The sequence below is a fragment of the Actinocorallia herbida genome (genome assembly GCF_003751225.1).
GTDB lineage: Bacteria > Actinomycetota > Actinomycetes > Streptosporangiales > Streptosporangiaceae > Actinocorallia > Actinocorallia herbida.
On record NZ_RJKE01000001.1, the window covers coordinates 5,130,373 to 5,154,520 of the forward strand.

27 protein-coding genes are annotated in these 24,148 nt (G+C 71.8%); 16 read left to right on the plus strand and 11 right to left on the minus strand.

Going from position 1 to position 24,148, the window contains the following annotated elements; all coding sequences use genetic code 11:
* Window positions 1-45: 45 nt before the first annotated feature.
* The 3 genes from EDD29_RS23370 (at window position 46) to EDD29_RS45605 (ending at window position 1,792) form a co-directional block, all read left to right on the plus strand.
* Entirely contained in the window at window positions 46-585 is a 540-nt protein-coding gene (locus EDD29_RS23370; RefSeq protein ID WP_123666463.1) for a TetR/AcrR family transcriptional regulator, read from the plus strand.
* Window positions 586-692: 107 nt separating this feature from the next.
* On the plus strand, window positions 693-1,367 hold the full coding sequence (locus tag EDD29_RS23375; protein WP_123666464.1) for a hypothetical protein: 675 nt from the start codon (window positions 693-695) through the stop codon (window positions 1,365-1,367).
* 176 nt (window positions 1,368-1,543) lie between these two features.
* Window positions 1,544-1,792, plus strand: a complete 249-nt coding sequence (locus EDD29_RS45605) for a hypothetical protein (RefSeq protein WP_170201527.1) — start codon at window positions 1,544-1,546, stop codon at window positions 1,790-1,792.
* 2 nt (window positions 1,793-1,794) lie between these two features.
* On the opposite strand, the gene EDD29_RS23385 is transcribed toward EDD29_RS45605, so the two are convergent.
* Entirely contained in the window at window positions 1,795-2,484 is a 690-nt protein-coding gene (locus tag EDD29_RS23385; RefSeq protein ID WP_123666465.1) for a hypothetical protein, read from the minus strand.
* Between the two features lie 326 nt (window positions 2,485-2,810).
* On the minus strand, window positions 2,811-3,485 hold the full coding sequence (locus tag EDD29_RS23390) for a PCRF domain-containing protein (RefSeq protein ID WP_123666466.1): 675 nt from the start codon (window positions 3,483-3,485) through the stop codon (window positions 2,811-2,813).
* 289 nt (window positions 3,486-3,774) lie between these two features.
* On the opposite strand from EDD29_RS23390, the gene EDD29_RS45610 reads away from it, so the two are divergent.
* Window positions 3,775-3,912 carry a hypothetical protein gene (locus EDD29_RS45610; protein ID WP_170201528.1) on the plus strand — a complete coding sequence of 46 codons (138 nt, stop codon included), beginning with the start codon at window positions 3,775-3,777 and terminating at the stop codon, window positions 3,910-3,912.
* 423 nt (window positions 3,913-4,335) lie between these two features.
* Here the strand turns inward: EDD29_RS45610 and EDD29_RS23395 are convergent, their stop codons facing one another.
* Window positions 4,336-5,643: a UDP-glucose dehydrogenase family protein gene (locus EDD29_RS23395; RefSeq protein ID WP_123666467.1), complete on the minus strand. Its 1,308-nt coding sequence runs from the start codon at window positions 5,641-5,643 to the stop codon at window positions 4,336-4,338.
* 256 nt (window positions 5,644-5,899) lie between these two features.
* Between EDD29_RS23395 and EDD29_RS23400 the strand changes: the two genes are divergently transcribed.
* Window positions 5,900-6,172, plus strand: a complete 273-nt coding sequence (locus EDD29_RS23400; RefSeq protein WP_123666468.1) for a hypothetical protein — start codon at window positions 5,900-5,902, stop codon at window positions 6,170-6,172.
* A 273-nt stretch (window positions 6,173-6,445) separates the two neighbouring features.
* Here the strand turns inward: EDD29_RS23400 and EDD29_RS23405 are convergent, their stop codons facing one another.
* The 4 genes from EDD29_RS23405 to EDD29_RS23420 all read right to left on the minus strand — a co-directional run bounded on the left by EDD29_RS23405 (window position 6,446) and on the right by EDD29_RS23420 (window position 9,698).
* Window positions 6,446-7,021 carry a hypothetical protein gene (locus EDD29_RS23405; RefSeq protein WP_123666469.1) on the minus strand — a complete coding sequence of 192 codons (576 nt, stop codon included), beginning with the start codon at window positions 7,019-7,021 and terminating at the stop codon, window positions 6,446-6,448.
* Window positions 7,018-7,443, minus strand: coding sequence for a DUF4259 domain-containing protein (locus tag EDD29_RS23410; protein ID WP_170201529.1), 426 nt, complete (start codon window positions 7,441-7,443; stop codon window positions 7,018-7,020). The genes EDD29_RS23405 and EDD29_RS23410 overlap by 4 nt, the downstream gene beginning before the upstream one ends.
* A gap of 165 nt (window positions 7,444-7,608) precedes the next feature.
* Window positions 7,609-8,652, minus strand: a complete 1,044-nt coding sequence (locus EDD29_RS23415; RefSeq protein ID WP_211359857.1) for a DUF2776 family protein — start codon at window positions 8,650-8,652, stop codon at window positions 7,609-7,611.
* Between the two features lie 299 nt (window positions 8,653-8,951).
* Window positions 8,952-9,698 (minus strand): hypothetical protein, encoded by a 747-nt coding sequence (locus EDD29_RS23420; protein WP_123666472.1) that lies wholly within the window; start codon window positions 9,696-9,698, stop codon window positions 8,952-8,954.
* 280 nt (window positions 9,699-9,978) lie between these two features.
* On the opposite strand from EDD29_RS23420, the gene EDD29_RS23425 reads away from it, so the two are divergent.
* Window positions 9,979-11,553 (plus strand): acyl-CoA carboxylase subunit beta, encoded by a 1,575-nt coding sequence (locus tag EDD29_RS23425; protein ID WP_123666473.1) that lies wholly within the window; start codon window positions 9,979-9,981, stop codon window positions 11,551-11,553.
* A 152-nt stretch (window positions 11,554-11,705) separates the two neighbouring features.
* Window positions 11,706-12,308 carry a DUF6461 domain-containing protein gene (locus EDD29_RS23430; protein ID WP_123666474.1) on the plus strand — a complete coding sequence of 201 codons (603 nt, stop codon included), beginning with the start codon at window positions 11,706-11,708 and terminating at the stop codon, window positions 12,306-12,308.
* A gap of 61 nt (window positions 12,309-12,369) precedes the next feature.
* Here EDD29_RS23430 and EDD29_RS23435 read toward each other — a convergent pair whose 3' ends face one another.
* Entirely contained in the window at window positions 12,370-13,293 is a 924-nt protein-coding gene (locus EDD29_RS23435) for an alpha/beta hydrolase (protein ID WP_123666475.1), read from the minus strand.
* A 188-nt stretch (window positions 13,294-13,481) separates the two neighbouring features.
* Between EDD29_RS23435 and EDD29_RS23440 the strand changes: the two genes are divergently transcribed.
* Together EDD29_RS23440 and EDD29_RS23445 are read left to right on the plus strand one after the other, a co-directional pair.
* Entirely contained in the window at window positions 13,482-14,360 is an 879-nt protein-coding gene (locus tag EDD29_RS23440) for a helix-turn-helix domain-containing protein (protein WP_123666476.1), read from the plus strand.
* Window positions 14,357-14,713, plus strand: coding sequence for a DUF2255 family protein (locus tag EDD29_RS23445; protein ID WP_123666477.1), 357 nt, complete (start codon window positions 14,357-14,359; stop codon window positions 14,711-14,713). The genes EDD29_RS23440 and EDD29_RS23445 overlap by 4 nt, the downstream gene beginning before the upstream one ends.
* 531 nt (window positions 14,714-15,244) lie before the next feature.
* On the opposite strand, the gene EDD29_RS23450 is transcribed toward EDD29_RS23445, so the two are convergent.
* Entirely contained in the window at window positions 15,245-15,589 is a 345-nt protein-coding gene (locus EDD29_RS23450; RefSeq protein ID WP_123666478.1) for a hypothetical protein, read from the minus strand.
* Between the two features lie 139 nt (window positions 15,590-15,728).
* On the opposite strand from EDD29_RS23450, the gene EDD29_RS23455 reads away from it, so the two are divergent.
* Window positions 15,729-16,556, plus strand: coding sequence for a hypothetical protein (locus EDD29_RS23455; RefSeq protein WP_123666479.1), 828 nt, complete (start codon window positions 15,729-15,731; stop codon window positions 16,554-16,556).
* Window positions 16,557-16,697: 141 nt separating this feature from the next.
* Here EDD29_RS23455 and EDD29_RS23460 read toward each other — a convergent pair whose 3' ends face one another.
* Window positions 16,698-17,873, minus strand: coding sequence for a hypothetical protein (locus EDD29_RS23460; RefSeq protein WP_123666480.1), 1,176 nt, complete (start codon window positions 17,871-17,873; stop codon window positions 16,698-16,700).
* Between the two features lie 262 nt (window positions 17,874-18,135).
* Here EDD29_RS23460 and EDD29_RS23465 point away from each other — a divergent pair, with 262 nt between their 5' ends.
* Window positions 18,136-19,329 (plus strand): cytochrome P450 family protein, encoded by a 1,194-nt coding sequence (locus tag EDD29_RS23465; protein ID WP_123666481.1) that lies wholly within the window; start codon window positions 18,136-18,138, stop codon window positions 19,327-19,329.
* 58 nt (window positions 19,330-19,387) lie between these two features.
* Here EDD29_RS23465 and EDD29_RS23470 read toward each other — a convergent pair whose 3' ends face one another.
* A complete protein-coding gene (locus EDD29_RS23470; RefSeq protein ID WP_281280926.1) occupies window positions 19,388-19,669 on the minus strand; it encodes a DUF3099 domain-containing protein in 282 nt (93 codons plus the stop codon).
* A 325-nt stretch (window positions 19,670-19,994) separates the two neighbouring features.
* Here EDD29_RS23470 and EDD29_RS23475 point away from each other — a divergent pair, with 325 nt between their 5' ends.
* From EDD29_RS23475 to EDD29_RS23495, 5 genes are all read left to right on the plus strand, one after another.
* Window positions 19,995-20,828, plus strand: coding sequence for a CPBP family intramembrane glutamic endopeptidase (locus EDD29_RS23475; RefSeq protein ID WP_123666483.1), 834 nt, complete (start codon window positions 19,995-19,997; stop codon window positions 20,826-20,828).
* Entirely contained in the window at window positions 20,825-21,988 is a 1,164-nt protein-coding gene (locus EDD29_RS23480) for a sensor histidine kinase (protein ID WP_123666484.1), read from the plus strand. Before EDD29_RS23475 ends, EDD29_RS23480 begins: the two co-directional genes overlap by 4 nt.
* Window positions 21,985-22,644 (plus strand): response regulator, encoded by a 660-nt coding sequence (locus tag EDD29_RS23485; RefSeq protein ID WP_123666485.1) that lies wholly within the window; start codon window positions 21,985-21,987, stop codon window positions 22,642-22,644. The genes EDD29_RS23480 and EDD29_RS23485 overlap by 4 nt, the downstream gene beginning before the upstream one ends.
* A 192-nt stretch (window positions 22,645-22,836) precedes the next feature.
* The gene (locus EDD29_RS23490) at window positions 22,837-23,229 is read left to right on the plus strand and encodes a hypothetical protein (protein WP_211359858.1); all 393 of its coding nucleotides are present in this window, start codon (window positions 22,837-22,839) and stop codon (window positions 23,227-23,229) included.
* Between the two features lie 280 nt (window positions 23,230-23,509).
* Window positions 23,510-24,058 (plus strand): hypothetical protein, encoded by a 549-nt coding sequence (locus tag EDD29_RS23495; protein ID WP_148086063.1) that lies wholly within the window; start codon window positions 23,510-23,512, stop codon window positions 24,056-24,058.
* Window positions 24,059-24,148: the final 90 nt, after the last annotated feature.

Consider the following 24,148-nt stretch of genomic DNA (forward strand, 5'->3'; position numbering starts at 1 on the left):
GGCACGGGATGTCGCGGGAGACCGTCCTGCGCAACCAGCGCGCGCATGCTGGCCGCGGTCATCGAGGTCACGGCCCGGACCGGGTATCCGGGCATGACGGTGGAGGGCGTCATCGCCCGGGCCGGGGTGTCCCGGCGCACCTTCTACGAGCACTTCCAGAACAAGGAGCAGGCGTTCCTCGCCGCGTACGACGACGCCGTCGGCCGCCTGATGAAGCACGTCGTCGACGCCTACGCCGAACAGGCCAGGCTCGGCGACCGGTTCCGTGCCGCGCTCAGCGGACTGCTCTGCTTTCTGGCCGACGAGCCGGACATCGCTCGGGTCTGCATCGTCGAGGTCCTGTCCGCCGGGCCTGCCGCGAGAGAGCGCCGGAACGCCATCATCCAGACCTACACCGACCTCGCCGAGGCCGAGATCCGGCGGCACATCCCGACTTACCGGACCCCGGCCCTGACCGCGGAGATGACCATCGGCGGACTGTACGCGGTGGTGTTCGAGCGGGTCGCGCGGGGCGACACCGAGGCCCTTCCCGATCTCGTCGACGATCTGATGTACGTCTTGATGATCAGAACCTCCGGGGCGTAAGTAAGTACCTACCGACCTCATGCGGCCAGCCGAGTGACGTTGACTCGAAAACATGACTGTTTTTGAATCAGGGCTACAGCAGTACGGGCCTCTTTCGAGGAGGAACCATGAAGGCCCATCTCAAAGTCGGCACGACCGCGGTCGCGGCGCTCACCGTGGTCGCGATGACCGCGACCGCCGCCCTCGCGACCACCACCGTCCGCCGGGACACCTCCGGCGGCGCCGCCTACTCCGGCAACTACCAGATCCTCAACGTCGGTCCCATGACCGTCACCGCCTCGGGCTTCTCCGCCTCGTGCACCGGCGCGGACCTGCGCGGCACCCTCACCTCCGCCGGCGCCGGCACCCTGGCCACCGCGAACGTGACGGGCTGCACCAGCCCCTTCGGCGCGGCCACCGTCACCTTCCAGGGCCTGCCCGCCACCGGCACCCTCACCTACGCCCCGGTCGCGGGCGGGCGCGACGCCTCCCTCACCTTCACCAAGGCCGCCAACCCCAACTTCAAGGTCAAGGCCGTCATGGGCCTGCTGACCTGCTACTACGGCTTCGGCACGACGGTGACGTCGCTGACGTTCAACGTCTTCAACGGCACCAACGCCAACCGCCCGATCCCCGCGAGCACCCAGCTCCAGGGCGCCATGCAGAACGCCTCGCTCGACAAGCTCAGCGGCAGCAGCCTCCTGTGCCCGAGCGGCGCCGTGGCCAACGCCAACGGCGAGGCCCGCGGCGAGGTCACCGCGGGCTCCGGCGTGTTCAACCAGAAGCTGTACGTCGGCCCGTAACCCCAGGTTCCCACCCCGAACCGGCCGTCCGGCCCACCCCACCCCGTGGCGCCGGACGGCTCCCCACCACCACGCCTCCACGGCGAAGCACCCGAACCCGATCGGGAACGGTTCAGGCTCGGAGCACGGTGACCTTGCGGCCGCGGGGCGTGGCGGCGGAGCCGAGGGTTGCGCTCGTGCCAGGGCGCAGCTTCGGGGCGCCGGTCGAAGACGACGAGGACGCCGGTGTCCAGGCCGAGCCGGTCGAGGCAGCCCCCGCCGTTGACCAGGCGTTGCAGGTAGGCCATCAGCACGAGGTGGCAGGCGGCTTCGTGGTAGACGGTGCCGCGGAACAGGACCTCACCGTGCTCACGCCGGAAGCCGGTGAACTCCCGAAGCAGGCGCGGCAGGTCGAAGCGTCCGTCGGCCGGCACGAAGCGCAGTGATTTCACCGAGATGTTGAACGGGCTGGCAGGCGGGTGAGGAAAGGGAAGTACGGGGACCATTTGCGGGTCGTGGCCGGGTCGAGGGCGAGCGTTTCGACGTCCGCGGGCTGGGGGAACGGGGGAGGGCTGTTCCTGGGGAGGTAGCCGTCGAAGAGGGAGACCTCGCGGAAGCGCGGGTCGAGGATCGAGGCGCATCGGGTGACGGGGAGGATCTCGCCGGGGTTCGCCTCCGCGTACGCGCCGTCCCGCAGTTCGAAGGCCCGGCTGCGCCGGTGCCGGTCACCGAAGTCGATGCCGTAGGCGGCGCGCAGCCTTCCCCCGGTGAAGACCGCGGCGTGCTCATGGAACAGCACGCCGCCGAAGGTCTCGTCCTTGAGGTACACCACGCCCGCGGGGGCGGCGAGGCTGAGCAGGGACGCGCACCGCAGATCGGTGTCGTCGAAGGCGTCCAAGGGGTCCGGCCCAGCGGGGACGCCGGCCTCGCGCCGCCACTCCCCCACGGCCGCGTCCAGGGCCCAGTCTTCGGCGACGTCCAAGCCCTCGAGCAGCAAAGGGTGCGGCATCACCCAGCCATCGGGCAGGCCCTCACCCCGCACGGGGACGACCCACTCCCGCCCGCCGGGCACCAGCTGCTCGAACAGGGCGACCGCCGCGCGGTCCACCGTGAGCAGACAGTCGAGATGAAACCCCATCGCGCCCAACCTTCCGCACCGAACCTGACCTGTCGCCCGTGAACGACGCCGCAAACCACAAAACGGTTCGGATCGGCCGTTCCCCCCTCACCGGTGCGGGCTCGCCACCGCTCTCCGTCCGGTGCCGTGCGCGATGGCCGACGAGGTGGGTGCGATCGGTCAGGCGCCGTAGTGGACGCGGGAGAGCCAGGGGTGGGAGGGGCGGCGTTCCAGGACGGCGAAGTGGACGGCGGGACGGGGGAGCCGGAGCCGGCCGAGGCACAGTAGACGTGATCGGCGATCCGCGGCCCGGGCTCTGAAATCCGCGCCCCGGTCGAAGGCGCGACTCAGGGCGGCGGGATGGCGCGTCCGCCCTCATCGTGGCGGAGGAGCAGGGCCCGGAGCAGGGTCCCGGCGGCCGCCGCGTTGCGGGTCTTCGAGCCTTGGCCCTCCGCGAAGGCGGTGAGGGCGGTCGGCAGGTGGGTGAGGCGGACGGCGCGGTCCCAGTCGGGCAGGCGCGCTCCGCAGCCCCGGCTCTGCGGGAAGTCCTCCGTCCGGACGTCCTGTGGGGGCAGCCGGACGTGATCGTGGCCAACGGCCACGGGAAGCACCTCGAGTCGTCCGACGGGGGCGGGCCCGGCCGTCCGCCGGGCCGCGTCCTCATCGTGCAGCCAGGCCACGGCACCCGCGCCGCCGATCCACAGGACCGCGGCAGCCGGCCCGTACCAGCTCGTCCCGGTTCCGTAGAGGGCGCTCGGCCGCCCGGCCTCTTCGGCGCTCCGGGCCCAGAGAAGTGCGGCACCCATGGCGTCCGCCACGCGGTCGCCCGCCGCGGGATGGACGACGAGGAAGGCCTCACGTTCCTCGTGATCCCGGGGCCTCAGCTCCGGCAGTCCGGCCACCCGCACGGCTAGTTCGTCCGCCCACGCGACGGCGAGCGCAGCGTCACCCGGTGCGTGCAGGCCCTCCACCAGGGTGAGCTCCTCACCGATCCCGTCGAGTTCGGCCAGGTAGGCGACCACCCGCTCAAGCCGGTACGCCGCGACCCGCGCGTCCCTTCAATACGCGGGATCCGCCGTGACCCCAGCGAGCCGCGCCGCTTCTTCGCGCAGTCCTCGGGCCACGACGTCCACCACGGCCTCCCCGTACATCCGTCGGCACCTCTCCAGCGTGATCTCCGCGTCTCCGCGCAAAGCAGACCCCTTCCCGGCGGGGCCCCCACTCGGCCCCGGATCCTCCGCCTCCTCCGACGCGCCGGACAAGGCCCGTGTTCGCACTCGGCGGCTTCTAGCCGGGCGGGACGAGGACCGCATGGTGGTCACGGCGGAGTTCTGGCGGGAAGACCACCTGCTCTCAAATCCCGAGCACGCGGGAGCAGTCTTCGTGGCCGAGCCAGCGGTCGCCGAGTTCACGTATCTCTTGGAGCAGACGGTCACCGCCCTCGGCTGAAGTCCTTGTCGAGCCGGTCGGGGAACCTTCAGATGAGGAAGCGGATCGGCAGACCGATCGCGAAGCCGATGAGCCCGTCGAGTTGCACCGTTGATCCCTTTCCACGGTCGCTCCTCCGATGTGGTCCCGACCTCTACCGTTCCGTGCGCTTTGTCGTGAGCAAGCCCGGACGCGCTCTTCGCACCCACCCATGCCCGACGCCCCGCTAGAGGCGATCAGGCAAGTTTCGCCAAACGGATCCCTGGGCGCCCTGTCCATACAGACTTAACACGAATGACCGCTTCATCCGCATGTGCGGAAACCGGTCAGAATCCGGCGGCGTCGCGGGCGGGGGCCCGAGTTCGTGGACGGGCTGCCGGACACGCGGTGGGCATGGCCGAGCGGGTGTGGGTCTGCGCGGAGCCGCGGCCACTCGGGCTGCGGCTACCGGGGCGGCAGGTCTGCGCGGCCGACGCTCAGGTAGGTGAACCCCGCGGCCGTCATCTCCGCCGGGTCGAGCGCGTTACGGCCGTCGAACAGCAGCGGGCGGGCCATCGCCGCAGCGGCCTCTTGCCAGGGCACCTGTTGGAGCGCCGGCCATTCGGTCGCGACCAACGCGGCGTCCGCGCCCTGCAGCGCCTCGATCGGGCTGTGGTGCCGGGTGGTGGCCGACCACGGTTCGGCGCCCGACACGTCCGGGGCCAGGGGGTCCCAGCAGCGGACGGTGGCGCCCTCCGCGAGCAGCCGCCCGACGATGACGCGGCTGGGCGCCTCCCGCATGTCGTCGGTGCCGGGCTTGAAGGTCATGCCGAGCACGGCGACGGTCCGGCCGGACAAGCCGTCGAGCGCCTCTTTCAGGCGGATCACCGGCCTGCGCTGCTGGAGGGAGTTCACTTCGATCACGGCGGCCAGGAGCTGGAAGTGGTAGCCCGCGCTGCCGGCGAGCGTCTTGAGCGCGGTGGTGTCCTTCGGGAAGCAGGACCCGCCGTAGCCGAGCCCGGGGTTCAGGAAGTGGGCGCCAAGCCGGTGGTCCATGCCGACGGCCTGCAGGACGCTGGCGGCGTCCCCGCCCACGGCTTCGGCGAGGTTCGCGATCTCGTTCGCGAAGGAGATCTTCGTGGCCAGAAGCGCGTTCGCCGCGAGCTTGGTCAGTTCGGCGGACTCGACGTCCATCACCACGACCGGGCCGTTGACGCCCTGGTGGATCTCGGCGATGAGCCGGGCCGTCGCGTCGTCGGCCGCCCCGACGACCACTCGGTCGGGGTTCATGAAGTCTCCGACGGCGCGGCCTTCCGCGGTGAACTCGGGGTTCGAGCCGTACCCGACCGCGACGAGCCCCATCCCGTCGAGGGCCGCGCGGATGCGGGCTCCGGTGCCGACGGGCACGGTCGACTTGGTGACGACGGCCTGGAGGCGTTCGGCCCCTTCGAGGACGCGCACGACGTTCCAGACGCGGGAGAGGTCCGCGTCGCCGGAGACGGTGGGCGGCGTGTCCACGCACACGTAGACGACCTCGGCGCGCGCGGCGGCGGTGCGGCCGTCGACGGTGAAGGTGAGCCGGTCGCCGTGGTCGCGGAGGAGTTCCGCCAGGCCGGGTTCGTAGATCGGCACACGTCCGGCGTTGAGCATGTCGATGCGCTCTTGCTGGATGTCGACGACCGTCACATGGTGCCCGAGGCTCGCGAAACAGGCGCCGGTGACGAGGCCGATATATCCCGCCCCGTAGATGGCGATCCGTCGTCCTTGAGCCATGGCGTCCCCTTACCCCGTGCTATCCCGGCGAACTGCGGACGCCATCTTAGGGACAGGCGGCGCCGCGTCGGATCAGGACGTGGACGAGCACGCCGCGGCCGACGGGGTCACGGGGCCTCTGCGGATCGCATCCCGCCGCTCGGTCACGGGTCTCCCGGCCCGTCCGCCGGGGCCCGGGCGCGAAGGCGCGTCCGTCGGGTCGGGCCGGACGGCGAGCCTTATCTTTCCGATTCCGGGCATGCGGTAGGAATGCCTCATGGACAAGACGACTGACCCGGAATGCCCGCACTGCGGGGGGAAATCGGCTTCCGCCGTCGGCGCCAAGGCCGTCGGCGCCAGCGCGATCGGCTCGCTCGCGCTGGGCGGGTTGATGCTCGGGTCCGCCGCGGTCGGCGCCCTGGCGATCGGCGCGCTGGCCATCGGCCGGCTCTCGGTGAAGCGGGCGCTGGTGCGGCATCTGGCCGCCGGCACCGTCGACATCGCCCACCTGAAGGTCGGTCGGCTGGACATCGGAGACCCGGCGGACTAGGACCGGCACTCAAAAGGCGTCCTCCGGGCGCCCTGCGGTCGAGGGACCGCAGGGCGGGAGGCACGGCCCGCACGATCGGTGATCAGCCGGGCGGGCGGCGGGCGGCGGGCGGCGGCCCGGATGACGACCACGGCCGCGACCAGGCCGTGGACGACCGACGACTTCACCGGCACGGCGGACGAACCAGACCTCACACACCTCCGGTGAGCGTCGACCGGCGGTGCGCGGCCTCTCGCCCAAGGGTCGAACGAGCCCGCCCCGGCCACGGACCTTTCAGGGGAGGCCGGGGATGAAGACGTGCGCGGCCAGACCCCGGAAGGTCACTTCGACCGGACGGTCCAGGAGCTCGGCGGCGCGTGCGGTGCACCAGAGGATCGCGGCGCGCTCCGGGGGACTGCCGCAGGAGGTGAGGAACCCGCCGGTGCGAAGGTTCTTCACGTACGACTTGGCGGCCTTCTCTCCGTCGGGTGGTCCGGGCAGCTCCCCCAGGACGGGGGCGAACCGCTCGCCGTCGAGGTTCGCCAGGGACAGGCGGAACAGGTCGTCGAGCGGGGCCAGCCGCCGCAGGACGGGGCGGGCCGCCGCGATCAGCTCAGGGGTCGGCTCCAGCCGATGGGCGGCCAGCCACTCGTCCTGCCCGGCGAAGAACCCGACGCCGGAGTGCCGGGCGGACACCAGGCAGGCGGCGGCAGCCGCGGCCGGATGCCAGGGGTCGTGCAGCAGCGCGCCGAGCGCCGCCTCCCTGTCCGCGGCGGCTCCGGCCTCGGCGAGCGCCGCCTCGACCTCCGCGCCGGAGAACGGATCGTCGTCCTCCCACTCCCCGTCCCCTTCGTCACGGGGCGGGATCACGACGGGCGGCAGCGGAGACCCGCCACCGCGGCCCGGTACCCGGCCAGCCCCGCGAGCCACTCGTCCAGAACACCGGCGTCCGACCACACTTCGTACAGAGCGTTGTCCCCTACCCGCGTCCCGCGCTCGAAGACGGCGTGCGCGAGGCCCTTGAGCTCCGGCGTCACCGTCACCCGAGCCGCGGCGAGCCACTCCCGCGCCTCCTCATGCTCGGCCTCCCCCCGCACCCGAGCGCCCACCAGGCACGCGACCGCCAACGCCTCCTCAACGATCTCGGCATCGAGGAGATCCTCCTCCTCGAGGAACCCCGCCAGCACCCGCAGCATGTCCCCGTGCACATCCGACGACTCGGTCAGCTCCGCAACGACGTCGGCGGCCAGATCGCTGTGAAACGGCTCGTACTCGGCCACGTGGAAGTCCATGCCGCGCACGCTACGACGGGGTACCGACATTCGGCCGAGCACCGGTCGGGATCGAAGACGTCTCGCGGCGACGGCCGAGCCGACGATCATGAAGGCGAGGTGTTCGACACGGGTGCGGCGCCCGTCTCGACGTGTGCGCCGGCCGTGTCCGGCGCCGGAGGGGCCTCAGGTCGAGGTGCCGGCCTCCAGGATGGAGACGATCGAGAAGAGGGTGAAGCAGACGGCGCCGAGGCCGACCATGACGCGGGCGGCCACGAAGAAGGCGGAGTCGGTGTCCGCCGCCTCGGCGAGGAACGCGGAGAAGAACAGGCAGGTGAGCGCGGTGAGGATCGGCAGGATGGGGATGCGGTTGGCCAGCGGCTCCTGGCGCCGCCAGACCAGGGCCAGCAGCAGCACCTTGGACAGGATGCTGTAGCAGATCAGGCCGAGGCCGATGAGGATGCAGCCGGGGGCGATGCGGGCCGGGGAACTCGCGAAGACCAGCACACCGAGGCCGAGCAGGATGTTGACGGTGCCGAGAACGACGACCACGAGACTCCACCGGAAGCGCTCCGGCTCGCCGAACCCGTTGCGGACCTGCCGGACGATGCTGGCCACCAGGGAGACCAGGCTCAGGCAGATCAGGCCGAGGCCGAACACCACGTGGCCGGCCGTCCAGGACGCGGTGTCGCCTCGGGTCCACAGCACGATCGCCAGGATGATCGCGATGGCGCCGCACAGGAACGGGATGGCGATGAGGACCCGCCCCGTCGTCGCCGAATACACCTCGTCGGGCGCCTCCGAGCCGGGCTCCCGGGCGGCGTTGCGCGAGATGAAGGTGAAGTAGGTGGAGGCGGTGGCCACGGTGCTGACGCAGGCGGAGATGAGGCCGACGCCGATGAGGACATGACCGGCGAGATCCTCCTCCGGCGCGTGGCCCCGGGCCGCTATCGAGATGCCCCAGATGACCGTGATCAGGGCCACCAGGTAGCCCGAGGCCGGGAGCACGATCCGCCAGATGGTGCGGTAGCGGTCGATCAGCTGCCGGATGATCGTCGCGGCGGTGGTGAACAGCGCGTAGCAGATGCCGGCCAGCGCGATGTCGACGTGCCCGGCGACGAAGTGGCCGGCGTCGTCGACGCGGAGAAGGTAGAGGCCGAACGCGAGGCACACCGCTCCCATGACCAAGGGAATCGCTCGGAAAAGGATGCTGATGCCCAGGTTCATCATCGCTCCAGAGTGATTCGGCGGCACTTTCTACCAGTTCATGCCTCCGCTCTCCCCCCGCGGAACGCCGCGACGGTCAATCTTCGGCGAAGGATGGCGTGAGCCAGGCGTCGCCGCTCTCATCGGGTCGAGCAGGCCCGCGGCGCGGCACCCCTGCACCCGCGAGCTCGTCGAGGCGGCCCGCACCGCTCACGCGCCCTGCGCATCCCGGTCCGGTCCCGAGTACGGCAGTCCGGGCGCAGGCCGCGGTCGTGTCAGGTCGAGTTCTCCGGGCGACTGATGACCGGGGGCGCCCCCCGCCGCTAAAGCGCGCGGTCCTGGGGGTTCGGGGAGAGGGCCGCCCAGCGGTGTTCGCCGGGGTCGCCGGGATCGTCGGGGACGCTGTAGATCTCGTCTGGTCCGGGGACCTCTATCTCCACGGCGACGCCGAAGTCCCAGTGGTCGACGGTCCAGGCGAGGGGGTGGTCGAGGCGCTGCGCGAGCAGGGGCAGCACGACGTGCTCGCGCGTGTGCTCCAGCCTGCCGTCCTCGGTGAGCCAGACGTGGTAGGTGAGGCTCCGGCATCCGTGGTGGCGCAGGTGCGCGTACAGGCGTGCGATCACCGGGTCCCGGTGGCTCCGGCGGGCCTTCAGCTCGAAGACGTGGTGGTGAAGGCGCTCGCGCTCGCCGTCCTCGATGGAGAAGTCCTTCGGCTCGGCCACGCCCAGCCGGAAGGCCGCGACGAGTTCCGCCCGCTCGCCCGCGTAGTAGGGACAGTTCGGGCTGCGCAGCCAGCTCTTGCCGACCTGCTCCCGCGCCTCCGGCGCGAGGCGGTGCAGCAGGTCCGGGCCGACGGCCAGCTGCTCCAGGCCGGTCTCCTCCGAGCGCATCGAGGCCAGGTGGGTGCGGAAGTCCGCGATGCCCGAGCTGTGCGATCCGACCTTGGCGCCCGACTGGTCGCGCCGCACCGCGGCGATCCGCGTCCTGGCGCTGCCCGCGCCCTCGATCGCCTCCGCGATCCGCTTCGCCGACTCGTCGGCCGGACGCGACCGGAGATCAGAGATCCGCATCGGGCAAGTGTAGGCACCGATATCCGCCGAGACATGACGCATCGGTCAGCTCGTGGCGACCTCGACGGCGGCGTCGTCCTTGGAGAGGACGGACGGCGGTGTCGGCGCGCACGAGGACGAGGGCGGGCCTGGCGCTCCTGACCTCTCGAACCACCCCCGGACAGCTACAGAACCCGTCAAAATAGTCGAAGAACTCAATCGTTTCTTATCACAATGCTCTAGGCATTCCTGGAGCGATCAGCGGTAAGGTCCGGCGGATCGGCTGACGGCGGGAGATGGAATGTCTGGTGACTTCGCGGGAGCGACGGCGGAGAAACTGGAGGAATTGCGGCAGCGCAGGGCCCGCCTGGCGGAGCCGCAAGACCCCCGCGCGGTCGAGCGTCAGCGCAAGAAGGGGAAGCTGACGGCTCGCGAGCGGATCGAGGGCCTGCTCGATCCCGGATCCTTCCATGAGCTCGACGCGCTGGCCCGCCACCGCAGCCCCGCCCTCGGCCTGACCGAGGACCGTCCCCTCGGCGACGGCGTGATCACCGGGTACGGCACCATCGACGGCCGGCGGGTCTGCGTGTTCTCCCAGGACTTCACCGTCTTCGGAGGCGCCTTGGGCGAGGTGTACGGCGAGAAGGTCGTCAAGGTGATGGACCTGGCCATGCGCACGGGATGCCCGATCATCAGCATCAACGACTCCGGAGGCGCCCGCATCCAGGAGGGAGTGGTCTCCCTCGCCTACTACGCGGAGCTGGTCAAGCGGCACGTTCAGGCGTCGGGGGTGATCCCGCAGATCTCCCTCATGGCCGGCCCCTGCGCCGGCGGCGCCGTGTACGCCCCCGCGGTCACCGACTTCATCGTGATGGTCGACGGCACCTCGCACATGTTCGTCACCGGGCCCGAGGTGCTCAGGACGGTCACCGGCCACGAGGTGGACCGCGAGGAACTCGGCGGCGCGCACAACCACAGCACGGTCTCCGGCGTCGCCCACCACGCGGCGCCAGACGAGAAGTCCGCCTTCGAGTACGTGCGCCTGCTCCTGAGCCACCTGCCGTCGAACAACATGGACGAACCGCCCGTCTACGCCGCCACCGAGCCGGCCGAGTTCACCGAGGCGGACCTGGCCCTCGACACGCTGATCCCCGACAGCCGCAACCAGCCCTACGACATGTTCAAGGTCGTCCACACCCTCCTGGACGAGGGCGAGCTGCTCGAGGTCCAGCCCCTCTTCGCACCCAACATGATCTGCGGCTTCGGGCGGATCGGCGGCCGCAGCGTGGGCGTGGTGGCCAACCAGCCCATGCACCTGGCCGGTGCCCTCGACATCGACGCCAGCGAGAAGGCCGCCCGCTTCATCCGCACCTGCGACGCCTTCAACATCCCCATCCTCAACGTCGTGGACGTGCCCGGCTTCCTCCCGAGCCTCGACCAGGAGCGCGGCGGCATCATCCGCCGCGGCGCCAAGCTGATCTACGCCTACTGCGAGGCGACCGTCCCGATGGTCACCGTCGTCACCCGCAAGGCCTACGGGGGCGGCTACGGGGTGATGGGCTCCAAGCACATCGGCACCGACATCAACCTCGCCTGGCCGACGGCCGAGATCGCCGTCATGGGCGCCGAGAGCGCCGTCACCGTCCTGCACCACCGCGCCGTGAAGGCCGCCGAGGACCCGGCCGCCGAGCGCAGCCGCCTCCTGGCCGAGTACACCCGCGACTTCTGCAACCCCTACGTCTCCGCCGAACGCGGCTACGTCGACGAGGTCATCCTCCCCCATGAAACCCGCCTGGCCGTCACCGAAGCCTTCACCGCCCTCCAGAACAAGCGCGTGCACACCCTCCCCCGCAAACACGGCAACATCCCCCTCTGACCGTTCCGTGCGCGGGAGACGTGACGGTCGCCTGGAGATCGCAGGGCGACACGGGACCGCGGCACCGCTCCGTCCGTGGGTGCGGCCGCTTCCGCCCCCGCGACCCCGCCCCCGGGTCGGCCGGGTCCGGTGCCCGGTGACATGCTGCTCCGATGAACGACGCCTTCGAAGACGACGCGACCTGGGACGATGATGATGAGGACGGGCTCTGGGACGACTATTGCCTGACCCTCGTGCGGGGCATCTCGGCCGAGGAGTTCCTGCGTCGGATCGGGGCCCGGCCGGGCCCGCGGGTCACCGGGGTCTCCGCGCTCCGGGAGGAGACCCGGCAGGATTCGCACACCCGCATGGGCATCGGCGTCACCGAGGTCGACGGGTGGGCGCTCGGGTTCGAGACCTGCGGGATCATCGGGATCTCCGAGAAGTACAACGTGCCGCTGTCGGCCGGAACCCGCCTCGTCGCGGACTTCCAGAACGTCAACGCGGTCACCCGGTTCGTCTGGCGTGAGGACGGCGATCTCCGCCTGGACTTCGACCCGGGCGACCCCGGCGTCCGCCGCGGCAGCGACCCTGACGGCCTCCTCGACGTCCTGACCGCCGCCGGTTTCAGCTGCGAGGACACGACCGACGAGGACGACGACGAGGACGACGGCGACGCCGACCTCAACGCCGTCATCGAGCACCTGACCGGCATCCGCGTCACCGACCGGTTGATCGCCCGCGCGACCTACCTGACCGGCACGGTCGGTCCGTGAAAGCCGCCCGCGGCGGCCCGGCCGGGAGGCCACGGTTCCGCGGCCTCCCCGGACTCGCCCGTCAGCCGGCGACGAGGTGGGCGGTGAAGAAGCCGGTGAGCTTGTCTACGGCCTGGTCGAGGTACTCCTTGCGATCGTAGAGGTCGACGTGGCCGGCGCCCTTGATCCAGTGGATCTCCTTGGGGCCGGTGGCGCGCTGGTGGGCCTCCACGGCCATCCAGGCGGTGACGGCGCGTTCGCCGATGATCTGGAGCATGGGGCGGGGGCCGATCAGCGGGACGGCGAGGAAGGCGTCGTGGAGGGCCATCCGGTCGATGCTCTCCCAGGCCAGGGTCTTCGCGGAGCGCTCGTGCGCGCCGCGGGGGGTGCAGTAGTACTCGAAGCCTTCGACACCGTGCTCGCCGCCGAGGGCCCGCGCCTGCTCGGCGCTCTCCGGGAACATGGTCATCGCGCCGGGGTCCTCGCCGCGCGCGGCGGCGGTGCGGGCGGCCGCGGCGGCGTCCAGCAGGGTCTGGAAGACGGCCGGATCCTGGGTTCCGTCGGCGCCCAGGCGGAACTGGCGGGCGGGCTCGGCGGTGGACACGGTGGCGACGGCCTTGACGCGGTGGTCGCCGCCGGTGGCGGCCAGCGAGTAGCCGCCCGAGGCGCAGATGCCCAGCAGGCCGATCCGGTCGGCGTCGACCTCGGGCAGCGTGGTCAGGTAGGAGACCGCGGCCTTGAAGTCCTCCACCCGCTGGGCGGGGTCCTCCAGGCCCCGCGGCAGGCCGCCGGACTCGCCCTGGTAGGCGGCGTCGAAGGCGAGGGCGACGAATCCGCGCTCGGCCATCCGCCGGGCGTAGGTGCCGGAGGTCTGCTCCTTCACGCCGGTGCCGGGGTGGCCGACGACGAGGGCGGGCCGCGGGCTCCGCGCCGGAGTGTCGGGAGTGTGGAGGTGGGCGGTGATCGGGATGCCGGCGCTGTCGAAGGTGACGGTGGTCCTGGCCATGAGGCGCTCCTTGAGAAGTCGGGCTACGGTGCGGCGCCCCGGGCGGCGGGCCCGGAGGCCGCCCCGCCGGGCGCACCTTCACTTTCGGCCGGACCGCGCGCGGGCGGGAGAGCCGGGTTTCTGCCTGGGAAAGAACCTGCCCCCGCAGACCTGCGCTTCGACCGTCGCGGTGCGGCGAGACTTGAGGCATGACCTCAGACACCGACTCCCGGGCGCTGGGAGCCTTCCTCAAGGCCTGCCGGGCCCGGCTGACCCCGCGCGAGTGCGGCCTCCCCGAGACGGAATCCGCCCGCAGGGTCGCCGGACTGCGCCGTGAGGAGGTCGCGCGACTCGCGGCCATCAGCGTGGACTACTACACCCGCCTGGAGCAGGGCCGCGTCCGGGCGTCCGCGCCCGTGCTGAGCACCCTGGCCCGCGCCCTGCGCCTCGACGAGGACCAGCAGACCTACCTCTACGAGCTCGCCGGCCGGGCCGACGCCCGGCCGCGCCGCCGCCGGCCCGCCCAGCGGCTGCGCCCGGCCATGCGCCGTCTGCTCGACCAGCTCACCGAGACGCCCGCGCTCGTCCTCGGCAGGCGCCTGGACATCCTGGCCTGGAACCCCGCGGCCGCGGCCCTCTACACCGACTTCGCCGCGATCCCCGCCCACCGGCGCAACTACCTGCGGCTGATCTTCACCGACGCGGTGGTCCGGGGGCTGCACCGGGAGTGGGACCACGACGCCCGGGAAGCCGTCGCGGCGCTGCGCATGGAGGCGGCGGCCGACCCCGATGACCCCGACCTCGCTCAGCTCGTCGGCGAGCTGTCCGTCCAGGACCCCGACTTCCGCACCTGGTGGGCCGAGCAATGGGTCAACAGCGCCACCTACGGCACCAAGCACTACCGGCACCGCCTGGTCGGCGACCTCACTCTCGACTGCGACACCTGGTCCAGCCCCGACGGATCCGGGCAGCGCCTGATGGTCCTCACCGCGGAGCCCGGCGGCCCCTCCCACGACGCCCTGCGCATCCTCGCGTCCTGGACCGCCGGCCACCCCGACCCCGACCGCACGGAGGACCTGCCGCGATGACCGCCTGGACGCCCGAGGACCGCGCCCTCCTCACCGAATCCACGTCCCTCGTCCTGACCGCCGGGGACGACGGCCGTCCCGGGGTGGAGGTCGGCATGGTCCTGGTCCGCGGCGACCTGTACGTCCGTGCCTTCCGAGGGGTCCGCTCCCGCTGGTACCAGGCGGCGCGAGAGCACGGACGCGGTCGGATCCGGGTCGGGACCGTCACCCGTGATGTCCTCCTGGAGACGGGCGGCGCAGCGCCGTCCGCCGAGCTCGACGCCGCCTACCGGAGCAGGTACGGCCAGGAGGCCGGCGCCCTCGTCGCGAGCCCCGCCGCGCACGCCGCGACGATCCGGATCACCCCTGCGTGATCGTCCGGGCCCGGGGGCTGCGGGAGTCCCCTCGGCGAGCGGGGCAGGGCTCACCTGGCCAGGGCGGTCGACGAGGCGGGAAGCGGCGACGGAGATCGCGGCCTTCCGCCACGGTGGATCCGGCGGGATCGTCGTCAGCGCCCACCTGTACGGAGACGGGCGCCGCCGTCGGCGAGGTGGTGGCGAACGGGCAGGACGAGGAAGACTCGCCACCGCGGGCGAGGACGGAACCGGTCCGGCTGCTGCGCGGCCCCGACCTGACGGCCGTGGCGTCGTTGACCGGTCTCGGTTCGCCCGTGCGGTCGGTGGCGTTCGGCCCGGACTCCCGGCTGGTGGCCGCCGTCGCGAAAGGCGGGGCCCGGGTCTGGCGGACCGACGGAGGGCACCGGTCGGCCGGGGTGCTGCGCGTCGCGGAAGCGGCCGCCATCGCCTTCGCGCCCGACCGGAAGGTCGTCGCGCTCGCGGGCGGCGCGCACCCCCGGATGGGAGTCCTTCACCTCCGGCTTCGATCTCTCCGCCTCGGGATGTCCCTCAGGGGCGCGTTCCTGGAAACGACCGCCGTTCGAGAAGAATCCATCCCGCGTCCTCCGCGGCGACCTCCACCGCGGAGTGCCAGCGGGCGATGTCGTTCTCCGCGAGGATCGCCTCGGAATCCGCGTCGATGGAGATGGACCAGAGATCGTCATCGCTGCGCCACAGGCCCATCACGGCCGGCACGTCGGCGATGGCGAAATCGCGGTCACCGAAGTGCGCGTCCTCGGCGTCGGTCAACCTACCGTGCGGGTGCAGATCGAGCGCCTGCCGTAGCCGGTCGAGTTGCGCCTGGGTCGGGCTCCCGCGGAAAATCAGCAGAAGCCGACGTTCGATGCCGCTCATCGTCGCTCTCCCTCATGCACGATGTCGATCCCTGCCTCCGGCCGGCAAGCCCTCCCAACCTACGCCCGCCGAAAATCGGCTCAGGCGAATACCGTCGGACAGATCGAGGGCCGACGGCCGATGAAAGGTCCGAGGTCCGATGCTGGAAACGCTCTACCACGCGCTGTCGGTCGCCGCGGCACGACAGCTGGGCCTGGTCACCCGGGCCCAGATGGCCCGTCTCGGCACCGGCCCCGCCGCGATCGACCGACTCAAAGAGGCCAAGCTACTGCGGGAACTCATCGACGACGTTTTCCAGCTCCCCGGCAATCTCACCGGCTTCACCTACGCCTACGCATACGCGGCTTGGCTGGCGCTGGACCCCGAGCGGTTCTGCTGGGAGCGACCACGGTCACCGGCGGAAGACGCGGTGCTGTCACACCATTCCGCCGCACGCCTCCACGGGCTCGGCACCCTGAGCCCGATGGCGACGATGTTCACCACGCCGCAGGCCCGGCACGCCCCACGCGGCGTCGGACTCCAGGTCGACCGGCTCGCGCCGGAAGACATCACGAACGTCGAGGGCATCGCGGTGACCACCGTGCACCGGACCATTCTCGACCTGGTCCGCTTCCCCTTCGACCGCGACGACATCGCTCGGGTGCTCCACGACGCCCTCCGGCTGGACGCGGTGGACCTCCGCGCGATTCACGACGCGATGGTTCCGCTGTCCCCGCGCTACGGTCACCCGGCCGACGGCGCCGCGTTCCTGCGCTACTTCCTCCCCGACCTGGTCCCGGCCTCGCTGTCGCCGCGCAACCTCCGCGCCTGGGCCCGCCTCGCCGCCCCTGACGACGTCGCGGTGATCCAAGCACGGATCACCGCGGTACTCGGCGACGTCCGGGCAACCGTCGAAGACGATGAAGCCGTCGAAGCGGTGAGCAGGGACGTCGCCGCAGAAATCGTCGGCCGCCTCCGTCGGCGGTGAGACCCGGTCCGTGGAGGTCACCCGGTCGCGTCGGTGAGTTCGGGGCCTCCCGAGGGCTCGCGAGGAGAGCATGGAACGCGGCGCCACGGGCTACGTGAAGATACCCGTCACCGGCCGAGGCCAGGAGCCGCGACCGCTCCGTCACAGGTCGTCGGGTCGGGGGCGTGGGAGCACACTCGTCTTGGGATGGTCGGCGTGGAACCCGGCCAGGGTCGTGGCCGTCACGTCGGTGTCGACCAGGTCGAGGTGGGCGAAGTCGTACCGCTCGAGTACCGGAATGATCGCATCGGTGACCGGTGTCCCGCGAAGGCTCAGCGATCCGAGGTGCGTGACGCCGTCGAGGAGCCTTCCCAGGTCCTCATCGGTGGCGGAGGTGAGACGGACGGCCAGACGGTCGAGCTTGGCCGGCAGCCTTGCCGGACCGGCGACGTCGGCCGCCGTCAGGCTCACGGCGGACAGGGACGATGAGAACGCCGCGTCCAGCCAGAGAGTCTCCCTTGCGCTGAGATTCACCTGCGCCAGCCGGGGGGCGACCTCGGTCAGCAGTTCCTGACCCCACGGGCGCGGCGGGAGACCCGTGATCGTCAGATCGGCGAGGGCGCCGAGCCGTCCGCCGGCCGCACCGGCGTGGAAGCCGCTCGGTTCTTTGAGGTGCAGGCGCAGAACTCGCAGCTTCGGGAAGCGGAGGAAAGCAGACAAAGCATCAGCGCCGAGCGCACAGGCCAGATGTTCGAAGATCTCCACGTTCGGCAGGTCCGGCAACGCGGACGGCAGAGGGCCGTCGAACTCGTCGAGCATCAGGGCGAACGACCACACTCTGTCGGAGACGGTCGCCAGATGCTCGAGTTCGGACCGGTTCCGGCATTCGGCACGCGTGTGAATGCTGAACGGGGTTCCATCATTCCCGGGCGGCAGGGCCGGACCCAGCACATGAAAGGGCGGTGCTCCCTCTTCGAGGTGATAAAGCCGCGAGTCGTCATTCGTGAAGCGCCCGCAGCACACGACATCGATCACCGTCGCCGTTCCCGTCTCACCGACCGCCGCGACATTCACCCATTCGGGAACATGGTGATCGCGCCACAACTCGGCCACGACGGTCTCCGCGTCGCACCTGCGCAACATCTCAGCCCGACGGCCGGTGCCGTCCTCGGGGAACCTCAACTCGCCGGGCCTCGGGGCATGCCCGTCGTAAGACTGGTTGAGCCGAACCCGGAACACCAAGGTCTCCGGCAGCTCTTCGGATACCAGCGACTGCGCGAACTCCCGAGCGGCCCGCGCCGACACGGCGAACCGCGCGGCGAAAACCTCTCGATCCACCGGGCCAACCTACCGCCCTGGCACCCGGGACCGACCATCGGGCATCGGCTCTCCAAACCTGCCGAGGTCCGAGGCCGAACGCCAGAGGTAGCGCACTACCGGGACCGGCCGATACGGCCCGGACCCCGACCCGTCCATCCTCATCGCCGCCGTTGGCCCGGGGCCGCGCGTTCTTCCGGGAGCCGCGGCGGTCTGGCAGGGTTGAGCGGCCGACCCTTACCGGAAACACACCATGTGCGGATGTCGAGCGACGGGAGCGGGAATGCGAATTCACGTCAAGGAAGCGCTGCTCGGTAGGGAATCCGTGGCGGATCCTTATCCGGCGTACGCGCGGTTGCGTGAGCTGGGGCCGGTGCGCCGGGTCGTCCTGCGCGACGGCCTGGCCTGCTGGGCGGTGACCCGGTACGACGAGGTGCGCGCCGCGCTCACCGATCCCCGGCTCAGCCGGGAGCCGGGACGGGCCCTCGCGGCATGGCACGAATCCGACCGGGGGCGTCCGCTGGAGGACGAGTCCGATCTCGGCGAGCATCTGCTGACGACCGAGCCGCCGGTCCACACCCGGCTGCGGCGGCTCATCGCCGACGCGTTCGGCCTTCGCGGGGCGGAGGCGGCCCGGCCCCGCGTCCAGGCGCTCGCCGACTCCCTCGTGGACGCCTTCGCGCACCGGGGCGAAGCCGATCTCATCGCGGACTTCGCCTACCCGCTGGCCATCGGCGTCATCGGCGAGATCCTCGGGATCCCCGACCCGGATCTCTGGATCTTCCGCCAGTGGACGTCCAACGCCGTCCGCCCCGGCCCGCCCGACGTTCCCGAACCCGGCCCGTACCTCCGCGCGCTCATCGCCGACAAACGGCGCAAACCGGGCGACGACACCGTCAGCCGGCTCGTCTCGGCCGAGCGCGAAGGGGCATTGACGGGCGTCGAGCTCGAATCGATGGTCTTCCTGCTGCTGCTCGCGGGGCATGAGGGGTCCGTCGCGCTCATCGGCAACGGCGTGCTGGCCCTGCTCCTCGACGACGCCCAGCGCGGCCTCCTCCTGAGCCGGCCCGACCTCGTCGTCGCCGCCGTCGAGGAGGTGCTGCGCTTCGACGGGCCGATGGAGCTCGCCGCCTGGCGGTTCGCCACCGAACCGCTCACCCTCGGCGGCGTCCGGATCGAGGCGGGCGACCCCGTCGTCCTCGCGCTGGCCGCCGCCCACCGCGACGCCGAGCACTACACCGCGCCCGACCGCCTCGACCTCACCCGCCCCCACCTCGCCCATCTCGGGTTCGGGCACGGCGTCCACTACTGTGTCGGCGCGCCCCTGGCGCGGGTGGAGGGCGCGGTGGCGCTGGAGACCCTCTTCCGCCGGCTGCCCGACCTCGCACTCACCCGGCCCGCGGCCGACCTCCCCCGCCAGCCCAGCCAGATCATCAGGGGCCTGTGCGAACTCCCCGTCCGCTTCACCCCCGGCTGATCCACCGGCCGCCCTGCGTCGGGACGGGTCATGGACCGGCCGCGTGACGCTCGAGGCGTCAGTGGTCCACCTTCCGGCGCTCGATCTCGGTCTGCGCCCACCGCTCGAGGTCGTCGTCCCACTCGGGTCTGGCATCGTCGGCTTCCGCGTCGTTGCCCAAGATCGCCGCGAGCGGCGGGAACACGCACGCGACGAGCGCCACGACGACGCCGAGCTCCGGCGAGAAGATCGCGACGACGCAGGCGATGACGAGCAGCGTCAGGCACACCGCCATCATGATCAGGTAATTCCGCTTACGTGTCTCCATGCTCTCAAGGTAGGAACACCCACCCCTCCCCAACTACCTGAAAAGGCCAAATAACTCCCTTCAAGTGCTCGGCTGCGCCCGGAGGCGTCGCCGTGCGGCCCGACCGGTTCGTCGCGGCCTGCCGCCCGCACGGGCTCGTCGTCCGGCCGTGCGCATGGCCCGAGATCTCCCGCCCCCGATCTGTGCGCGGCCCGGTCCGCTCCGTGGTGTGACCGGTCGCCCGGTACGGCTGTCCCCCGTGCGAGCTACCCGCGGTCGTCCACTGTGCGGGGACGTTTTCCGGGCGTCGGATCTCTAGCGTTTCCGGTGTAGCCGCGGCTGTTCCGGTCGCGCGGTCCCCCCAGGTGAGGAAGTCGTCATGCGGTTGTTGAAACAGCTCGTGCCCGTCGCGGTGGTCGCGTTCGTCGGCAGTGCGATCGTGGGCGCGGTGCAGGGGAGTCCGTTCCTCGTCCTGGTCCTCGGCGTCGTGACGGCGGTGCTCGCCGTGTTCGTGTACGCCCGTGTGGTGCGGTGGTCCGAGCGACGCGCGCCGGTGGAGGTCGCACCGCAGGGCGCCGCTCGCGCCATCGGCCGGGGCGCGCTGATCGGGGTCGGCATGTTCGCGGCCGTCATCGTGAACATCGCCTTCATCGGCGGCTACCGGGTCGACGGCCTGGGCTCCGTGGCGGGCGCGGCCGCGCTGTTCGGCTTCATGGCCGCCGCCGCGGTGACGGAGGAGCTGATCTTTCGCGGCATCCTGTTCCGGCTCATCGAGGAGCGCACCGGCACGTGGGCGGCGCTGGCGCTGACCGGTCTGCTGTTCGGCCTGTCGCACCTGGCGAATGAGCACGCGAGCCTGTGGGGCGCGATCGCGATCGCGATCGAGGCCGGCGGCATGCTCGCCGCCGCCTACGCCGCCACCCGCACCCTGTGGGTGCCGATCGGCCTGCACTTCGGCTGGAACTTCGCCGCGGCCGGCATCTTCAGCACCGAGGTCTCCGGCAACGGCGACACGGAGGGGCTGCTCAACGGGGTGTCATCAGGCGGCGACCTGCTCACCGGCGGTGCGTTCGGGCCGGAGGCGAGCCCGTACGCGGTCGGGTTCGGCCTGCTGCTGACCATCGTGTTCCTGTGGCTGGCCCGCCGTCGCGGCAACCTGGTCCCGCTCCGGCGCGGCGCCCGGGTCGACGCGCTCGCTAGGCTCGCCGGGTGATCGACCCCCGTCGGATCCCGGATCTGTGGCAGCGGTGCGACGTCACGGTCCGGGATTCCCCGTTCGCGCTGCTGCTGGCCGCCGCGTCGTTCCTGCCCGCGTTCCAGGGCACCGGAACGGAGGTCGGCGAGCTGCCCGCCCGCCCCTTCGACGCGCTGGCCGTCGTGGCGGTCGCGCTCCAGTGCCTCCCGCTCGCCGTGCGCCGCCGGTGGCCCGCCGTCTGCCTCGCCCTGGTGTCGCTCGGTTTCGTCCTCGACCAGCTCCGCGCCTACCACGCGCTGGCGGGCACCGCGCTGCCCATCGCGCTCATCAGCGCCGGCGCCCATCTGGAGCATCACCGGCGCGGCACCGCGATCCTCCTCTCCGCGGCGTACGCGCCGCTGGTGGTCGCGCTCGACCGGCTCGGCGCGGCCGAGAGACCGGAGGGGTACGCGCTGTTCTACCTGGCGCTGGTCGGCGCCTGGGGCATCGGGGCCTGGCTGCGCTCCACCCGGGCCACCGAGGCCGAACGCCGCCGCCACATCGCCGAGGCCACCCGTGCCGCCGAACGCACCCGCATCGCCCGCGAGCTGCACGACGTGGTGACCCACCACGTGACGGCGATGGTCGTCCAGGCCGAGGCGGCCCGCTATCTGACCGCCGCGCCCGATCGGCTGGACGAGACCCTGAACGCCGTCACCGGCACCGGCCGACGGGCCATCGCCGACCTGCGGCATCTGCTGGACCTGCTCGACCCCGGCCATGACGCCGCGGTCCGGACGCCGTCCGTCGGCGAGCTTCGCACGCTGGTGGAGCAGACGCGCCAGGCCGGGCAGCCGGTGGAGTTCACCCAGGAGGGCAGGCCCGCCGAATCTGCGGGCAGCGCCGAGTTCGTGGCCCATAGGGTCGTGCAGGAATCCCTGACGAACGCCCTCAAGTACGCCTATGGCAGCCGTACCGCGGTCCTCGTGCGCTACGGCGAGAAGGAGATCCTCGTGGAGGTCAGCACCGACGGCTCCGGCTCGCGGGCCGGTTCGTCCGGTTCGTCCGTTGGGAGCGGGCGGGGCCTCGCCGGGCTCCGCGCGCGGGTCGGCACCCTGGGCGGCGAGTTCAGCGCCGACCGGCACGCGGGCGGCGGGTTCCTCGTGCGGGCTCGCATCCCGGCGGGGAGCCCGTCGTGAGCGCGCCGGTCCGGGTCCTGGTCTGCGACGACCAGGCGCTGATCCGCACCGGGTTCGCCACGATCATCGGTGCGCAGCCCGACCTCGAGGTGGTCGGCGAGTGCGGGGACGGTCGTGCCGCGGTCGACCTCGCCCGCCGGCTGGATCCGGACATCGTGGTGATGGACGTGCGCATGCCGGTGCTCGACGGCATCGGGGCGACCCGCCTGCTGGCCGGCGCAGGAGTGCAGCGCCCCGTCAAAGTGCTCGTGGTGACGACCTTCAACCTGGACGAGTACGTGTACGAGGCGCTGCGTGCGGGGGCGAGCGGTTTCCTGCTCAAGGACGCCCCGCCCGCGCAGCTGCTGCACGGCATCCGCACCGTCGCGGCGGGCGCCGCGCTCCTGGCCCCCGAGGTGACACGGAAGCTCGTCGGCAGGTACGCGGCGCGGATCCGTCCCGCCGAGGACACGCCGGACGGCATCCCGCTGACCCCGCGCGAACTCGAGGTGCTGCGCCTCATCGCCGACGGCCTGTCCAACAGCGAGATCGCCGCCACCCTGGTGCTCAGCCACGAGACCGTCAAAACGTACGTGTCGCGCATCCTCACCAAGCTCGACCTGCGTGACCGCGTGCAAGCGGTCGTCTACGCCTACCGCCGGGGCCTGGCGACCTGAGCCGCACGGCGCGGGCGCCGCCGCGATGGGCCGCCGACGAGCCGGTGGACGGCGAGCGCGGGGCCGTCTTGCCGACGCGTCCGTCGCCGCGTTCGCGGGCCGGATCGGACGGATCACCTCGCGCTCTCCGATAGCGTGGCCGTTCAGCGCGAGGGCTCGGGCCGGTGGCCGATGAGCCCGAAGGAGGGCGACGTGTCCGCTGTGACCCGCCTGGTCACCCATGTCGAGCTGGACGAGAGCGCCACCGACGCCCGGCGGTTGTCGGTCGACGCTCGGCTGGAGGCCGTTCTCGAGGACGGCCGCAGCCTGGTGCTGCTCGACGACCGCGGGTGGAGCTCATCGGGCCCGCCGGAAGCCCTGTCGCAGATCCCGGTCGAGGACATCGAGCTGGACGCACGGACGGTGGTCGGCCCGGACGAGCCGTACGACGGTACGACCTACGCGCAGATGGCGGCCGACCACTGGAACCACCTCGCCCGTGTCCTTCAGCGACAGGGTGTGCCCGTGGAGGGGCGGGAGCTGGAACGGCTCCCGCACGACGTCGTGCTCGGCGAACGCCTGCGGGCCTGGACCCGGGACCGCTGAGCGCCGTCCCTCGGGCCCGAGTGCGGGGCCGCCGTCGGCGGACCTGCCATGGCGCAGGGCGTCAGCCCTCGAGAAGGGCGGGGCCGGCCCGGCACCGGCCCCGTTCTTCTTCGCGATGATCGTCCTCGGTCTCAGGGACAGGCGCCCCTCGTCCGCAGGACAGGTACCCCCTCGTTCTCGGGACGAGAACGGGACCGGCCGCTCTCGTCAGCGGGGGAACGGTTCTTTAGCGTTGGCCGTGCCCGGGAACCCGGTCCGAACCCACGCGAAGGCCCGATGCATGAGCGAATCGATGAGACCGGCCCGGGTGCCGAGGGCGGGGTTCGCGGCGGCGATCCTGCTGCTCACGACCGCGTCCTGCACCGTGTCCTTGCCCGCCGAGCCGGTCCGGCCCGCCCCCGGCACGGCCGAACCCACCGCGTCTGCGGGTGCCTCGGACACGCCCGGGGACATCCTTCCCTCCGCGAGCGGCTCCGATGGCGGGAGCGCGCTCTACCTCGTCGGCGCGGTGAACTACGAGGCTCCCGACTCCGCGCTGGCCGTCACCTGCACGGTCACCCAGAACGGGATCTCCATGACCGGCACCGCGCAGGCCCCGGACACGACCTACACACTGAAGATCGACCTCGTGAACGAGGCGGTCACCGTGCTCCTGCGGGTCTCGGCCCCGAGCGGCGTCTCCTCCTTCACCGCCACCGGACTGGACGGCCAGGAGGAACTCGCCGTCGTCAACGCCAAGGACAAGGTCGCCGGACTCTTCGGCGAACTCCAGGGCACGAACGGAACCTCCGGCACCGTCAAGGTGGGCGGCGGCCTGGTCTGCCCCTGACCTCGCGAGGGCCGAGGCGAGGTCGGCAGCGGCCACCACCGGCTTCACCGCCGCCGTCACCGCCGCCATCGTCGACCTCCGGCAGGCCCC

What these genes read in the sequence shown, in the direction of transcription:
- EDD29_RS23370 (WP_123666463.1), top strand. Translation starts at nt 46, where the DNA reads ATGCTGGCCGCGGTCATCGAGGTCACGGCCCGGACCGGGTATCCGGGC.
- EDD29_RS23375 (WP_123666464.1), top strand. Translation starts at nt 693, where the DNA reads ATGAAGGCCCATCTCAAAGTCGGCACGACCGCGGTCGCGGCGCTCACC.
- EDD29_RS23385 (WP_123666465.1), bottom strand. Translation starts at nt 2,484, where the DNA reads ATGGGGTTTCATCTCGACTGTCTGCTCACGGTGGACCGCGCGGCGGTC.
- EDD29_RS45610 (WP_170201528.1), top strand. Translation starts at nt 3,775, where the DNA reads ATGGTGGTCACGGCGGAGTTCTGGCGGGAAGACCACCTGCTCTCAAAT.
- EDD29_RS23395 (WP_123666467.1), bottom strand. Translation starts at nt 5,643, where the DNA reads ATGGCTCAAGGACGACGGATCGCCATCTACGGGGCGGGATATATCGGC.
- EDD29_RS23400 (WP_123666468.1), top strand. Translation starts at nt 5,900, where the DNA reads ATGGACAAGACGACTGACCCGGAATGCCCGCACTGCGGGGGGAAATCG.
- EDD29_RS23410 (WP_170201529.1), bottom strand. Translation starts at nt 7,443, where the DNA reads ATGGACTTCCACGTGGCCGAGTACGAGCCGTTTCACAGCGATCTGGCC.
- EDD29_RS23415 (WP_211359857.1), bottom strand. Translation starts at nt 8,652, where the DNA reads ATGATGAACCTGGGCATCAGCATCCTTTTCCGAGCGATTCCCTTGGTC.
- EDD29_RS23420 (WP_123666472.1), bottom strand. Translation starts at nt 9,698, where the DNA reads ATGCGGATCTCTGATCTCCGGTCGCGTCCGGCCGACGAGTCGGCGAAG.
- EDD29_RS23425 (WP_123666473.1), top strand. Translation starts at nt 9,979, where the DNA reads ATGTCTGGTGACTTCGCGGGAGCGACGGCGGAGAAACTGGAGGAATTG.
- EDD29_RS23430 (WP_123666474.1), top strand. Translation starts at nt 11,706, where the DNA reads ATGAACGACGCCTTCGAAGACGACGCGACCTGGGACGATGATGATGAG.
- EDD29_RS23435 (WP_123666475.1), bottom strand. Translation starts at nt 13,293, where the DNA reads ATGGCCAGGACCACCGTCACCTTCGACAGCGCCGGCATCCCGATCACC.
- EDD29_RS23440 (WP_123666476.1), top strand. Translation starts at nt 13,482, where the DNA reads ATGACCTCAGACACCGACTCCCGGGCGCTGGGAGCCTTCCTCAAGGCC.
- EDD29_RS23445 (WP_123666477.1), top strand. Translation starts at nt 14,357, where the DNA reads ATGACCGCCTGGACGCCCGAGGACCGCGCCCTCCTCACCGAATCCACG.
- EDD29_RS23450 (WP_123666478.1), bottom strand. Translation starts at nt 15,589, where the DNA reads ATGAGCGGCATCGAACGTCGGCTTCTGCTGATTTTCCGCGGGAGCCCG.
- EDD29_RS23455 (WP_123666479.1), top strand. Translation starts at nt 15,729, where the DNA reads ATGCTGGAAACGCTCTACCACGCGCTGTCGGTCGCCGCGGCACGACAG.
- EDD29_RS23465 (WP_123666481.1), top strand. Translation starts at nt 18,136, where the DNA reads ATGCGAATTCACGTCAAGGAAGCGCTGCTCGGTAGGGAATCCGTGGCG.
- EDD29_RS23475 (WP_123666483.1), top strand. Translation starts at nt 19,995, where the DNA reads ATGCGGTTGTTGAAACAGCTCGTGCCCGTCGCGGTGGTCGCGTTCGTC.
- EDD29_RS23495 (WP_148086063.1), top strand. Translation starts at nt 23,510, where the DNA reads ATGAGCGAATCGATGAGACCGGCCCGGGTGCCGAGGGCGGGGTTCGCG.